The organism is Arsukibacterium sp., from assembly GCF_036735525.1.
Taxonomy (GTDB): Bacteria; Pseudomonadota; Gammaproteobacteria; order Enterobacterales; family Alteromonadaceae; genus Alishewanella.
Genome location: NZ_DAINOE010000022.1, coordinates 31,976 through 44,026 on the forward strand (window position 1 = coordinate 31,976; position 12,051 = coordinate 44,026).

At 50.5% G+C, this 12,051-nt stretch carries 14 protein-coding genes; 9 read left to right on the plus strand and 5 right to left on the minus strand.

What is annotated here, in order from left to right:
• On the plus strand, positions 1-1,250 hold a 1,250-nt coding region (locus tag V7D78_RS06380), incomplete at its 5' end, for an efflux RND transporter permease subunit (RefSeq protein ID WP_333607605.1).
• Positions 1,251-1,301: 51 nt separating this feature from the next.
• Here V7D78_RS06380 and V7D78_RS06385 read toward each other — a convergent pair.
• On the minus strand, positions 1,302-2,165 hold the full coding sequence (locus V7D78_RS06385) for a DMT family transporter (RefSeq protein WP_333607606.1): 864 nt from the start codon (positions 2,163-2,165) through the stop codon (positions 1,302-1,304).
• Between the two features lie 318 nt (positions 2,166-2,483).
• On the opposite strand from V7D78_RS06385, the gene V7D78_RS06390 reads away from it, so the two are divergent.
• Complete coding sequence (locus V7D78_RS06390; protein WP_333607607.1) at positions 2,484-3,797, plus strand: DUF3422 domain-containing protein; 1,314 nt, start codon at positions 2,484-2,486, stop codon at positions 3,795-3,797.
• Positions 3,798-3,895: 98 nt separating this feature from the next.
• On the opposite strand, the gene V7D78_RS06395 is transcribed toward V7D78_RS06390, so the two are convergent.
• Positions 3,896-4,423: a GAF domain-containing protein gene (locus V7D78_RS06395; RefSeq protein ID WP_333607608.1), complete on the minus strand. Its 528-nt coding sequence runs from the start codon at positions 4,421-4,423 to the stop codon at positions 3,896-3,898.
• Between the two features lie 166 nt (positions 4,424-4,589).
• On the opposite strand from V7D78_RS06395, the gene V7D78_RS06400 reads away from it, so the two are divergent.
• The gene (locus V7D78_RS06400; protein WP_442886505.1) at positions 4,590-5,285 is read left to right on the plus strand and encodes a lytic transglycosylase domain-containing protein; all 696 of its coding nucleotides are present in this window, start codon (positions 4,590-4,592) and stop codon (positions 5,283-5,285) included.
• Positions 5,286-5,304: 19 nt separating this feature from the next.
• Here V7D78_RS06400 and V7D78_RS06405 read toward each other — a convergent pair whose 3' ends face one another.
• From V7D78_RS06405 to V7D78_RS06415, 3 genes are all read right to left on the minus strand, one after another.
• Complete coding sequence (locus V7D78_RS06405; RefSeq protein ID WP_333607610.1) at positions 5,305-5,718, minus strand: CBS domain-containing protein; 414 nt, start codon at positions 5,716-5,718, stop codon at positions 5,305-5,307.
• A gap of 82 nt (positions 5,719-5,800) precedes the next feature.
• The gene (locus V7D78_RS06410) at positions 5,801-6,925 is read right to left on the minus strand and encodes a PilT/PilU family type 4a pilus ATPase (RefSeq protein WP_333607611.1); all 1,125 of its coding nucleotides are present in this window, start codon (positions 6,923-6,925) and stop codon (positions 5,801-5,803) included.
• An 8-nt stretch (positions 6,926-6,933) separates the two neighbouring features.
• Positions 6,934-7,974, minus strand: a complete 1,041-nt coding sequence (locus V7D78_RS06415) for a type IV pilus twitching motility protein PilT (protein WP_333607612.1) — start codon at positions 7,972-7,974, stop codon at positions 6,934-6,936.
• A gap of 30 nt (positions 7,975-8,004) precedes the next feature.
• Between V7D78_RS06415 and V7D78_RS06420 the strand changes: the two genes are divergently transcribed.
• The 6 genes from V7D78_RS06420 to hemW form a co-directional block, all read left to right on the plus strand.
• A complete protein-coding gene (locus V7D78_RS06420) occupies positions 8,005-8,691 on the plus strand; it encodes a YggS family pyridoxal phosphate-dependent enzyme (RefSeq protein ID WP_333607613.1) in 687 nt (228 codons plus the stop codon).
• A complete protein-coding gene (proC, locus tag V7D78_RS06425) occupies positions 8,684-9,499 on the plus strand; it encodes a pyrroline-5-carboxylate reductase (protein WP_333607614.1) in 816 nt (271 codons plus the stop codon). Before V7D78_RS06420 ends, proC begins: the two co-directional genes overlap by 8 nt.
• Positions 9,500-9,518: 19 nt before the next feature.
• Positions 9,519-10,058 (plus strand): YggT family protein, encoded by a 540-nt coding sequence (locus V7D78_RS06430; RefSeq protein WP_333607615.1) that lies wholly within the window; start codon positions 9,519-9,521, stop codon positions 10,056-10,058.
• Positions 10,059-10,142: 84 nt separating this feature from the next.
• Positions 10,143-10,568: a DUF4426 domain-containing protein gene (locus tag V7D78_RS06435; RefSeq protein WP_333607616.1), complete on the plus strand. Its 426-nt coding sequence runs from the start codon at positions 10,143-10,145 to the stop codon at positions 10,566-10,568.
• An 8-nt stretch (positions 10,569-10,576) separates the two neighbouring features.
• The gene (gene rdgB, locus V7D78_RS06440) at positions 10,577-11,257 is read left to right on the plus strand and encodes an RdgB/HAM1 family non-canonical purine NTP pyrophosphatase (protein WP_333607617.1); all 681 of its coding nucleotides are present in this window, start codon (positions 10,577-10,579) and stop codon (positions 11,255-11,257) included.
• A gap of 10 nt (positions 11,258-11,267) precedes the next feature.
• The coding region (gene hemW / locus V7D78_RS06445) for a radical SAM family heme chaperone HemW (protein ID WP_333607618.1) at positions 11,268-12,051 on the plus strand (784 nt) is incomplete at its 3' end.

Below are 12,051 nucleotides of genomic sequence, written 5' to 3' on the forward strand. Positions count from 1 at the left end.
CCGACACCGAGCGTTCAGGCGCCTGGGATCAGCGCAGCCGCAATACCGCTCAGGTGCTGGAGCAAAATATTCAACCCTTTATGGCCGACTTACCGGGCCTGAACAGCTTTGCCTTAGCACCGCCGTCCCTGCCCTCGCCGGGCGGTGGCCCGCCGGTGGAGTTTATTGTTGGTTCTACCCAGTCATTTGAAGCCTTGCAGGAAGTGGTGCAACAAATACTAGGCAGAGCAATGGCATCAGGCCGCTTTATCTTTGTCGATAGTGATTTAAAGATTAACCGGCCGCGGCAAACCGTGCAGGTCGATCGCGACAAAGCGGCATTAATGGGCGTGTCTATGCAGCAAATTGCCGCCGATTTAGGCAGTTTACTGGCCGGTGCCGATGCCGGACGCTTTGCGCTGGATAACCGCTCTTATCGGGTGATCCCGCAAGTAGAGCGGGCGGAGCGCTTAAACCCGGAGCAGTTAAAACAATATTACACCCGCAACAACGCTGGTGAGCTAGTGCCGTTATCGGCACTGGTAACCTTAACCGAGTCGGTGCAACCGCAGGCACTACGGGGTTTTCAGCAATTAAATGCAGTGAAAATCTCGGGTGTCCCCCGCCCTGGTGTACCCTTGGGTGAAGCACTGGCAGTGCTGGATACTATTGCTGCTGAGGTGTTGCCAGCCGGTTTTAGCGTCGACTATGCCGGGCAATCACGGCAATACAAAGCAGAAGGCCAGCAACTGGTAGTGACCTTTTTCTTTGCGCTCATCGTCATTTTCCTGATTTTGGCGGCGCAGTTTGAGTCATTCAAAAATGCCATCATCATCATGGTGACGGTACCGATGAGTGTCTGTGGTGCCTTAATCTTTACCAGCTTAGGCTTTACCAGTATTAATATTTATACCCAGGTGGGCTTACTGACCTTAGTGGGATTAATAGCTAAGCACGGTATTTTGATTGTGGAATTTGCCAACCAGCTGCAGCAGGAAGGAAAAACCAAGCGGGATGCGATAGAAGAAGCCACCAGCCTGCGGCTGCGGCCGATTTTAATGACCACCGCCGCCACAGTGTTAGCGATGATCCCGCTGCTGATTGCCACCGGTGCAGGCGCTGGCTCGCGCTATGCCATGGGGTTAGTGATTGCCAGCGGCATGACCATAGGCACCTTGTTTACGCTGTATGTGGTGCCGGCCATGTACCTGCTGCTGGCCCGCGACTACCAGCTGCAACCTGAGCAGCAGCCTGAGCCCAGCCTCAGCTAGCGCAAAGGCTAAAAACAGTAATGACAGAGCCCGGATTTAATCCGGGCTTTTTTATGGCTTTTGTTGCGAACGGGTACTTAACGTACTCCCCAAAGAGGCGGCAATCACTAAGGCGATAGCTAGCCATTGGCTGACACTCAATAGCTCAGATAAAATCAGCAAGCCAGCCACCGCCGCTATGGCAGGCTCCATACTCATCAGTACGCTAAAACTCTGTGCCGGCAGCCGTTTTAACGCCACCATTTCCAGTGAATAAGGCAAAGCACTGGATAATACCGCCACGGCGATACCCAGCGGCAGCACCTGCCAACTGAGCAAATCCCAGCCGGCGGTATAAACACCAAGCGGCACCAGATAACAAGCAGCCACCGTCATGCCCAGGGCGACAGTGGCGCCGCCCGAGGTCAGGTTGCCGGCACGTTGGCCAAATAAAATATAACCGGCCCAGCAAGCCCCGGCGGCCAGTGCCAGCGCCACACCAACAGGGTCCAGTGCATCTACACCACGCATATCCGGTAACAGCAGTAAAATGCCGCCAAGTGCCAGCACTACCCAAACTAAGTCGGTTTTACGCCTTGAGGAGAGCAGCGCCACCGCTAAGGGCCCGGTAAATTCCAGCGCCACGCCAATACCCAGCGGTATGCGCTCAATCGCCATATAAAACAAGATATTCATGCCACCCAGGCAGCCACCGTAAATAATCACGGCACGCCAATTGCGACCTCGGGGTAACTGCCGCCAGGGCCTGAATACCAGCCATAGCATCAAGGCCGAAAAGCCCACCCGCAGGGCAGTGGTGCCGGTGGGGCCAATTAATGGAAACAATTGTTTGGCAATAGAGGCGCCGGTCTGGATGGTCACCATGGCGAGCAGCACACTTAACACCGCCAACAGCACTGTCTTGTTCAGTGTCATCGTTCAGACTCTGGGCAAAAAAAGGAACACTAGTTTACTGCAGTCTGTAGCCAGCTGTCACGGCTCTGTTGGGCGCTGCTTTGCACTGCTTTGTCGCATTTTGCCTTATTGTTGCGCAAAGTCGGGCGCGCTGGCCTTAGCTTCGTCTTGCAACTGTCAGCAAAATGTCAAAGCAGCGTAATGCTTTAGCGGCATATTGCTTACTCTGGCACGCTTGCTGCTTGCTAGTTGTTACTAGTAGCTTGTTGCTTAAGAAGACTAACCCGGCCTTTTCTTTTTCCCGGTTTTTCACATTTTTCAGATTGTTCGGAGGTTGTTATGCACCAGAAGATGCCACATGCCAGTACCGCCAGTCACAGCAGGCAACCGTCTTTACGCCAGCATCCGCTGCGCGATCTATTGGATCGCGAATTACGGCAAGGGACTTTTGGTACACTAAGCCTGCCCTGTCGCTTGTGCCATTTTACCCTTACTGTGGCCAGTAGCTCACGCCAGCAAGAGCAGCGGCTGTTACAGCAACTGGCCGAACAGCAAGGCAGCCTGCTCAGTGACAGTGCCAATGAGCTGAACTTATCGCTGTTTGGCAGTAGCTTGCGTTGGGAGCGCCATGGCGAGTTCTCCAGCTATACCTTTATTATGCCCGGCGCCAGCCAGCCCTGGTTTGACGATCCACTGGCGTTTTTGCCCAGTCGCCACTGGTTTGATGATTTACCAGGCCAGGTATTTCGCATCAGTCAGTTAACCATTATTGCTGCGACAGAGCTTAAAGACAGCGACCAGCTTAGTCAGTTGTTTCATCAGGAAAATTGCATCAGCAGTATGTTGGCACAAGGCAAAGCACAAATCTGGACGGATTTTCAAAAGCACGCCGAGGGCTCCGGCCGTATGTTGCTGGTCGATCATGGTTTAAGCCCGGCCAGGTTAAGCCGGCTGGTACAGCAATTATTTGATTTGGGTGATTACCGCAAATTGTCGTTACTCGGCTGGCCACTGGCCCGCCAGGCGCTCAGCCAATTGCATCAGCTGGAACAGCAATTATCGGCATTAACGCACCGTATCGGCCAGCACAGCATGCGCGATGAATCGCAACTGGACGATATAATGCAGCTGGCCACCCAAACCGAGCAGTTAATTGCCGAAAACAGCACCCGCCTTCAAGCCAGCGTTGCCTATTATCAGCTAACGCTGGATAGATTACGCAGCTTGCAGGAAACCGAGTCTGAGGGCTTATTATCGTTACAGGATTTTACCGAGCGCCGCTTAACGCCGGCCTTTCGAACCTGCAGTGCGGTGCTTAACAGGCAAAGTGAGTTATCTAACCGGCTAGGCCGCGCCACAGAATTGTTGCGCACCCGGATAAACCTAAAACTGGAGCAGCAAAATCAGCAACTGCTGCGCTCTATGGAGCAAAAAGCCCGGCTGCAACTTAAAATGCAGCAAATGGTTGAGGGGTTATCCTTTGTCGCCATTAGTTATTATGCGCTGCAACTGGCCGACAAAGGCTTACAGGCACTGCAATACTGGCTACCCGGGCTCTCGCTGCAATTTTGGCAGAGCCTCAGCTTACCAGTAGTGTTAGTGGCCGTGGCGCTGTTGCTGTTTCAGGCAAGTCGCCGCCTCAAATCACACTAACACTCGAGCTTGGGGTCATAACACTCGAGCTTGGGGTCAGGCCTTGCATTTTGCAATTGTTAACAATTGCAAAATGCAAGGCCTGACCCCAAAGGATACTAAAACAAAGCAGAAAATTTCTGCTGCAAGGCAGGCTTTAATGCAAAGGTAATTAGCTTGCCAGCTTGTTCTAAATAGGCTTTTTGCTGCTCTGTCCACACCATCACTTCACCGACATTTTCACAGCAAAACACTCCGACTAGCTGGCCGCCATATCTGATCCCTACATCCAATAAAGAGTAAATATCATTAGGTTCGAAATAAGCCTCTGTAAAACAACTGGTAGCGCTATGCTCCATTGCATAAGCAGCATCTATACCACCATCATTTCGCATGGCTTCAAAATAAGGCGAAAAATCGTCTTCGTGTAAGGCAATTCCCTGATAATGTGAGTTTGAATTCCGGTCGTAAAGGTCGACAGCAACAATCTCATTAAGCAGGCTATCAGAATACAGCCATAAACTCGCCCTACTACAGCCCAGGGCTGCAGTGATTGTTTCTGTCAGCTTTTGATAAAAAGCGTCTTCAGAAATTTGCTGATCTTTGAACGCTTTAATAAGTAATAACAAGGGGGTTTGATCAAACATTCTTTACTCCGGTTTGAGACGTTGATAATCACTATTCAAACTTATCACCAAATAATGCAATTGCAACTACAATGAAGCGAACTTAAGTAGCTAACTCAACTTGAGTTTATAGGCGCTAAATGCTTTACTTGCCGATCTGAACCTTTGCTTGGTGCTGCTTTGAATGATGTTACACACTGCCGGTATCGCGACCATGTTGCTGTTTTTTGCCTTGCTTGCACAAGCCGAAACGGAAGCTGACAAACCCCAGCGCCGTCTGTCGCCAGGTCAGAGCAACGCGCCTGCCGCTGTGATGCCAAGGCCGACTACCGCCGGTAGTGTGGCAGTGTATAAATCCGCTACCGCCAATGGCACCACCCTGTTTTCAGACCGGCCACCACGTGAGCAACCCTTTGAAATATTGCGCTTTGACTGCTTCGCCTGCGATCCACACTCAGTGGTTGACTGGCACAAAACGCCCTTATATTTGCGGCCCTTTAACCGGCTGATTGACCAGCTGGCGGCAGAGTACAAGCTGGAACCTGCCCTGCTCAGAGCCGTCATCCATGCCGAATCGTCATTCCGGCCACAAGTGGTGTCTGCCAAAGGAGCTGCAGGTTTAATGCAACTGATGCCCGATACGGCGCGAATGCTGGGAGTGACCGATGTGATGGTGCCTGAGCAAAACATCCGCGCTGGCACTAAGTACCTGGCACAATTATTAGCTCAATATGATGGCGATTTACGGCTGGCGCTGGCGGCCTATAATGCTGGTCCTGGCAGTGTAAGGCGACACAATGGCATGCCGCCGTTTCCTGAAACCCGGCTTTATGTGCAGCGGGTATTAATATTACACCAACGCTATAAACAGGCGTTAAGTTAACCCTTTACAATGCACGTACTCAGGCGGAGCTTTTGGGCGTGGGATTCAGCGCAGCCCGTAAAATATCTTTCCAGGACACTAAGCCCAGCAGATGCTTTTCCGGATTAACCACTGGCAAACAACTGATGTTGTGCTGCAGTAGCAAGGCCGCCGCTTGTTTGACTGAGCAGTTTTCCAATACACTAATCACCGGGCTGACCATTACCTGATGCACTTTGCGGGTGCGTAAAAATAAACTGATGGCAGGATCGGTCGCTGAGTCCATTACCGGACTCAGCTCTTTAAAATAGTCTTTCACCGACACTATACCAATAATGCGCTGGCTACTATCCACCACCGGCACATGCTGAAACCTGGCTTTACCAAAAATCTCACGCAGTGATGCCAGACTGGCATCCGCCTGGGTCGTCACTAGGCGGTTTTTTGGGGTCATAATAGCAGCTACCGGCATCGAAACCTCAGTGTAAACAATCAGGATAAATGGTTTAGTTTCTGTTAGTTAAGGCTATATTGGCTTAGTCTTCTTCTTTTTCAAAGCCCTGCAGCGTAACACCAGATAAAAAGCCCGAGCCTTTGGTCTCGTTATTACGCAACTTGATCATTAAGCGTAAATCGTTTGGAGAATCGGCATGGTGCAGCGCATCGGCATAGCTTATCTGGTTGCGCTGATACATATCATACAACGCCTGATCGAAGGTTTGCATGCCCAGCTCGCGCGACTTGGTCATCACCGATTTAATCTCGCCAATTTCGCCCTTAGCAATCAAATCAGATACTAAAGGTGAATTCAGCAATACTTCAATAGCTGCTACCCTACTTTGGCCATTAGCGGTAGGGATTAATTGTTGCGCCACTATAGCACGTAAATTTAATGATAAATCGAACAGTAACTTATCATGCATCTCTTTTGGAACCAGGTGCATAATGCGATCTATGGCCTGGTTGGCATTGTTCGCGTGCAAGGTCGCTATACACAAATGGCCGGTTTCGGCAAAAGACAACGCGTACTCCATGGTGTCCTGCGAACGGATTTCACCAATCAAAATGACATCTGGCGCCTGGCGCAGTGAGCTTTTCAGTGCCGCTTCAAAAGACTCAGTGTCAATACCCACTTCGCGCTGCGTCACCAGACACTTCTCGTGCTCATGCACAAATTCAATAGGATCTTCAATGGTCAGGATATGACCTTTGGAATTTTTATTGCGATAACCGAGCAAGGCCGCTAAAGACGTCGACTTACCGGTACCGGTTCCACCAACAAATAATACCAGGCCACGTTTGGACATAATGATGTCTTTCATGATCGGCGGCAGGCCTAAATCATCAGCATTGGGGATAGTGGTAACAATCCGACGTACCACCATGCCGGCTTGATCGCGCTGCCAAAAAGCGGAGATCCGAAAACGGCCCTGATCAGTGGCCAGCGCAAAGTTGCATTCTTTTTGGGTATTAAATTGGTGCTGTTGCTTTTCGTTCATCGCCGCCAACACTAACGCCAGCGACATCGCATCAGTCAGTGGCTGCTCACCGATGGGCGTCATTTCACCATTAATTTTGGCCGCCACCGGCATGCCTGCCGTAACAAACATATCTGATGCCTGTACCGACACCATTTTTGCCAGATAATCATGTAGTTGCATATAAAGCCTTAGATCCTAAAAGTGTTTTTATCTTGCGCTTTACTGGCCGCATCTTTTTGCGATACCAGACCGCGATTGACCAGATTTACCAGACACTGATCCATGGTTTGCATGCCATGTGAGGCGCCGGTTTGGATCACTGAATACATCTGCGCAATTTTATCTTCACGAATAAGGTTACGAATGGCCGGTACCCCAACCATGATTTCATGGGCAGCAATACGGCCGCCACCGATTTTCTTTAACAGGGTTTGCGAAATAACGGCACGCAATGACTCTGACAACATTGAACGCACCATGTCTTTTTCTTCACCCGGAAAGACGTCAATGATCCGGTCGATGGTTTTCGGCGCTGAAGTAGTATGCAAGGTGCCAAACACCAGATGACCGGTTTCAGCGGCAGTCATCGCCAGACGAATGGTTTCTAAATCCCGTAATTCACCCACCAGTATTACATCCGGATCTTCGCGCAGGGCCGAGCGCAATGCATTACTAAAACTATGAGTATCGCGATGAACTTCGCGCTGGTTTACCAGGCAAAGTTTATTGTTGTGCACAAATTCGATCGGATCTTCAATGGTTAAGATATGGTCATGCCGGGTCATATTGATGTAATCAACCATGGCGGCCAGCGTGGTACTCTTACCCGAACCGGTTGGCCCTGTCACCAATACCAAACCACGCGGGTTTTCAGAAATGGTTTTAAAAATGTCCGGCGCACCCAGATCGTCCAGCGTTAACACTTCGCTGGGGATAGTACGAAACACTGCTGCCGCACCGCGGTTTTGCACAAAGGCATTAACCCGGAAACGAGCCAGATTCGGAACTTCAAAAGAAAAATCCGATTCGAGATGTTCTTCGTATTCTTTACGTTGCCTATCAGTCATAATTTCGTACACTAAGCTATGTACTTCTTTATGCGTCAGCGGTGGGATATTGAGTTTACGAACGTCGCCATCCACCCGAATCAACGGCGGCACACCGGCAGAAAGGTGTAAATCTGATGCCTTATGCTCAACACTAAAGGCTAATAATTCGGTAATATCCATGACAACCTATACTCCACTATGTCAACTATTATGAATAACATAGCAGATCAACTGGCCCTCGCCTATCACAACCTGACAGAAAAATGCCAAATGCTACAACGGGCACAGCCACCGCTACTGCTGGCTGTCAGCAAAACCAAGCCAGTTTCAGCTATGCTCGAGGCTTATCAGGCTGGGCAGCGGCATTTTGCTGAAAACTATCCGCAAGAATTGGCCGATAAAGCCTTGCAGTTGGCAGATTGTAAAGCACTGATCTGGCACTTTATCGGGCCACTGCAATCCAATAAAACCAAGCTTATTGCCAACACGGCCAGCTGGGTGCACAGCTTGGACCGTTTAAAAATTGCCGAGCGCTTATCCAGCCAGCGCAGTACTGAGTTAGCCCCGTTAAAGGTCTTGTTGCAAATTAACATCAGCCAGGAAACCAGCAAAGCCGGTATAGCGCCCACTGAGCTTCTGGAATTAGCCGATGCCGTCGCTGCCTTGCCAAATCTTCAACTAAAGGGCCTGATGGCGATTCCGGCGCCAGGCGACAGTGAACGAGCCTTTGCCGCTATGCAACACTTATCAGTTGAGTTGCAAACTCGCTATCCGCATGCTGATCAGTTATCGATGGGCATGTCAGATGACTGGCCCTTAGCTCTGCGATATGGCGCAACTATGATAAGATTAGGTACCGCAATTTTTGGTGCAAGGACTTATGCAACAAATGAATGATAATACCGTAGCCTTTATTGGCGCTGGCAATATGGCGCGCTGTGTCATTGCCGCCATGGTTAAAGCCGGCTATCCGGCACAACATATTATTGCTGCTAATCGCAGCCAACCTATGTTAACGGCTTTAGCCGACGATTACGGCATCCGCACTACGCTGAACAATATTGAGGCGGTAGAGCAGGCGGATGTGATAGTGCTGGCGGTAAAACCGCAAATGATGCAGCAAGTGTCTGAGGCCTTAGTGGCTGGCGCCCCTGAAATAGCAGATAAGCTGTTTGTTACGCTGGCCGCCGGTATTGAAGTGAGCCGCTATCAGCAATGGCTTGGCAAGATCCGCATAGTTCGCGCTATGCCTAATACCCCGGCGTTACTGGCCCAAGGCGTCACCGGTTTATTTGCCAGTGGCTGCTCTAACTATGAGTGCGCCTTTGTCGATCATATGTTTAGCGGCACCGGCATGACAGTGTGGCTGCAGCAGGAAGAACAAATTAATCATATTATCGCTGTGACCGGCAGTGCCCCGGCCTACTTTTTTTACTTTATGCAAGCTATGCAACAGGTGGCTGAGCAACTGGGTTTTGAGCCAGAGCAGGCAAAAGCCATGGTGGCGAAAACCGCGTTGGGCGCCGCCAGTATGGCATTGCAAGGTGAACACAGCTTTGCAGAGCTGCGTGCTCAGGTAACCTCTAAAGGCGGCACCACGCACGAAGCCGTCACGACCTTTGAACGGCTAGGCCTTGAAAAAATGGTGGCAGACGCCATGTATGCCGCCATAGCCCGGGCACAAGATATGGCTAAAACTTTCTGATCACTGTGGAGACACCTTAATGCACGCTATGCAATTTTTAATCGCCACCCTGTTTAATTTATTTTTGATGGTGGTTTTGCTGCGCTTCTGGCTGCAATTAGCCCGTGCCGATTTTTATAACCCACTAAGCCAGTTTGTGGTGAAGGCAACCAACCCGCTGGTGTTGCCGCTGCGCCGGGTGATCCCCAGCCTGGGCATGCTGGATACCGCTACCCTGTTGTTGGCTTATCTGGTGGCTACTCTTAAATATGTAGTATTGTATTTGCTATTTGTCGGCAGTATATCCCTGCCCGTCACGCTACTTATTGGTTTGTTGTCACTCATTAAAGAAGCCGGCTTTTTAGTTTTCTGGGTGCTGATTTTACGCGCTTTGTTAAGCTGGTTTAGTCAGGGCCGTAATCCGGTAGAGCATGTTGTGCATCAGCTGACCGAACCGTTGTTAAAGCCAATACGCCGTATTTTACCGCCGATGGGCGGGCTGGATTTATCAATACTGGTGGTCATCATTGCGTTGCAGTTTGTGTATTTCTTATTTGGCGACCTGTTTCGCGGCATTTGATTGCCACAGGTTAAAGTGTCGCGCTGTTAGGTATCATGCCAGCAGGCGTCATGTGCAGCAGCTATTATTTTGAGGAACAACATCATGTTAAAATCATTGTCCTGGCTCAGCCTTATAGCCTTCTTACTAGTCGCACCGGCACATGCTGAGCAAAAAAAACAATTAGGTGATTGGGATATTCACTACATCGCTTTTAATTCTACTTTTTTAACGCCCGACATTGCCCGCAGCTACAATTTAAGCCGCAGCGGCAAACAGGCTGTTATTAATATTTCGGTTCTGGACAAAAACACTCAGCAAGCGCAAGCGGTCAACATTGGTGGTATTGCCCGTAACTTACTGGGCCAGCAGCGACCGTTAACCTTTAGCGAGATTAAAGACGGCGATGCCATTTACTATATTGCGGTGTTGCCTTTTAGCAATGAAGACTTTTTTCGCTTTAGTCTGGATATAGTGCAAGGCAACAAACGCCAGCAGCTAAATTTTGAACAAACCTTTTATACTGAATAAGGATACTAATGCCAAGCCCAAGCGCCCAGGCTGAATTAGCCGGCAATCACACCCTGGTTTTAGCCAGTGGTAACAAAGGCAAGGTGGCAGAGCTCAGTGCCATGCTGGCCGAGCTGCAGTTAAGCGTAGTGCCACAAACTGAGCTATTAGTAAATGATATTGAAGAAACTGGCCTGAGTTTTGTTGAAAACGCCATCTTAAAAGCCCGAAATGCGGCTATTGTTACCGGTTTGCCAGCGCTGGCCGATGACTCAGGCCTGGCGGTAGATGCGCTTAAGGGCGCACCGGGTATTTATTCGGCGCGCTTTGCCGGGGAAGCCGCCAGTGATCAGGATAATATTGATAAACTGCTGCAACAGCTGCAGACAGTTCCAGAAGGCCAGCGTCAGGCGCAGTTTCATTGCGTACTGGTGTATATGCGCCATGCTGCCGATCCCACGCCATTGATTTGCCACGGCATCTGGCCGGGCACGATTGCCCTTGAGTCCAGCGGAAACGGTGGTTTTGGCTATGATCCGGTGTTTATACCCGATGGCCTTAACGTTAGTGCAGCCTGCCTGGATAAAGCGCAAAAAGCCGCCATCAGCCACCGCGGTCAGGCGCTGCGCCAGCTGTTAGCACTTCTGCAAGCGCAGCAAACGGCGCAATTAACAGTGCAACAAACCGCACAAGTAAAAGCGCAGGCTTGAGGGTGGCCGCGTGAGCTTACAACTGCCGCCATTAGCGCTGTATATCCATATTCCCTGGTGTATTGAAAAGTGCCCCTACTGCGACTTTAACTCGCACGCAGTAAAACAAGGTATTCCGGAGCAGGAATACATTGCTCATTTACTGGCCGATTTACAGCAAGACTTAGCGCTGGTCGCCGGGCGCAGTTTAAGCAGTATTTTTATTGGCGGAGGCACGCCAAGCGTGTTTTCTGCCAAGGGCATAGCGCAGATTTTACAGGGCGTAAAACAGCGCCTGCCATGTGAGCCACACCTAGAAGTAACGATGGAGGCTAACCCCGGCACTATAGAGGCAGAACGCTTTGCCGGCTATGTCGCTGCTGGGGTAAACCGTTTTTCGATTGGTGTGCAAAGCTTTCAAGCGGCACAACTAAAAGCCCTGGGCCGCATTCACAACAGTGACGAAGCCATTAGGGCCGCGAAACTGGCGGCCAGCCTGCTACAAGGGCCAAGACTGTTAGTCGATGGCGACACCCGCGGCTTAAACAGCTTTAATCTGGATCTGATGCATGGCCTGCCACAACAAGATTTAGCCGGTGCCCTGGCAGATTTACAGCAAGCAATAGACCTGACGCCACCGCATTTATCCTGGTATCAGTTAACCATAGAGCCCAATACGGCCTTTGCCTCGCGCCCGCCGCAACTGCCAGCCGATGATACGCTGTGGGATATTCAGCAGCAGGGGCTGGCGCTGTTACAACAGCACGGTTATCAGCAATATGAGATATCGGCTTATGCCAAAAGCGGCCAGCAAT

What these genes read in the sequence shown, in the direction of transcription:
- rdgB (WP_333607617.1), top strand. Translation starts at nt 10,577, where the DNA reads ATGCCAAGCCCAAGCGCCCAGGCTGAATTAGCCGGCAATCACACCCTG.
- V7D78_RS06420 (WP_333607613.1), top strand. Translation starts at nt 8,005, where the DNA reads ATGAATAACATAGCAGATCAACTGGCCCTCGCCTATCACAACCTGACA.
- V7D78_RS06390 (WP_333607607.1), top strand. Translation starts at nt 2,484, where the DNA reads ATGCACCAGAAGATGCCACATGCCAGTACCGCCAGTCACAGCAGGCAA.
- proC (WP_333607614.1), top strand. Translation starts at nt 8,684, where the DNA reads ATGAATGATAATACCGTAGCCTTTATTGGCGCTGGCAATATGGCGCGC.
- V7D78_RS06435 (WP_333607616.1), top strand. Translation starts at nt 10,143, where the DNA reads ATGTTAAAATCATTGTCCTGGCTCAGCCTTATAGCCTTCTTACTAGTC.
- V7D78_RS06405 (WP_333607610.1), bottom strand. Translation starts at nt 5,718, where the DNA reads ATGACCCCAAAAAACCGCCTAGTGACGACCCAGGCGGATGCCAGTCTG.
- V7D78_RS06395 (WP_333607608.1), bottom strand. Translation starts at nt 4,423, where the DNA reads ATGTTTGATCAAACCCCCTTGTTATTACTTATTAAAGCGTTCAAAGAT.
- V7D78_RS06410 (WP_333607611.1), bottom strand. Translation starts at nt 6,925, where the DNA reads ATGCAACTACATGATTATCTGGCAAAAATGGTGTCGGTACAGGCATCA.
- V7D78_RS06430 (WP_333607615.1), top strand. Translation starts at nt 9,519, where the DNA reads ATGCACGCTATGCAATTTTTAATCGCCACCCTGTTTAATTTATTTTTG.
- V7D78_RS06400 (WP_442886505.1), top strand. Translation starts at nt 4,590, where the DNA reads ATGTTACACACTGCCGGTATCGCGACCATGTTGCTGTTTTTTGCCTTG.
- V7D78_RS06385 (WP_333607606.1), bottom strand. Translation starts at nt 2,165, where the DNA reads ATGACACTGAACAAGACAGTGCTGTTGGCGGTGTTAAGTGTGCTGCTC.
- V7D78_RS06415 (WP_333607612.1), bottom strand. Translation starts at nt 7,974, where the DNA reads ATGGATATTACCGAATTATTAGCCTTTAGTGTTGAGCATAAGGCATCA.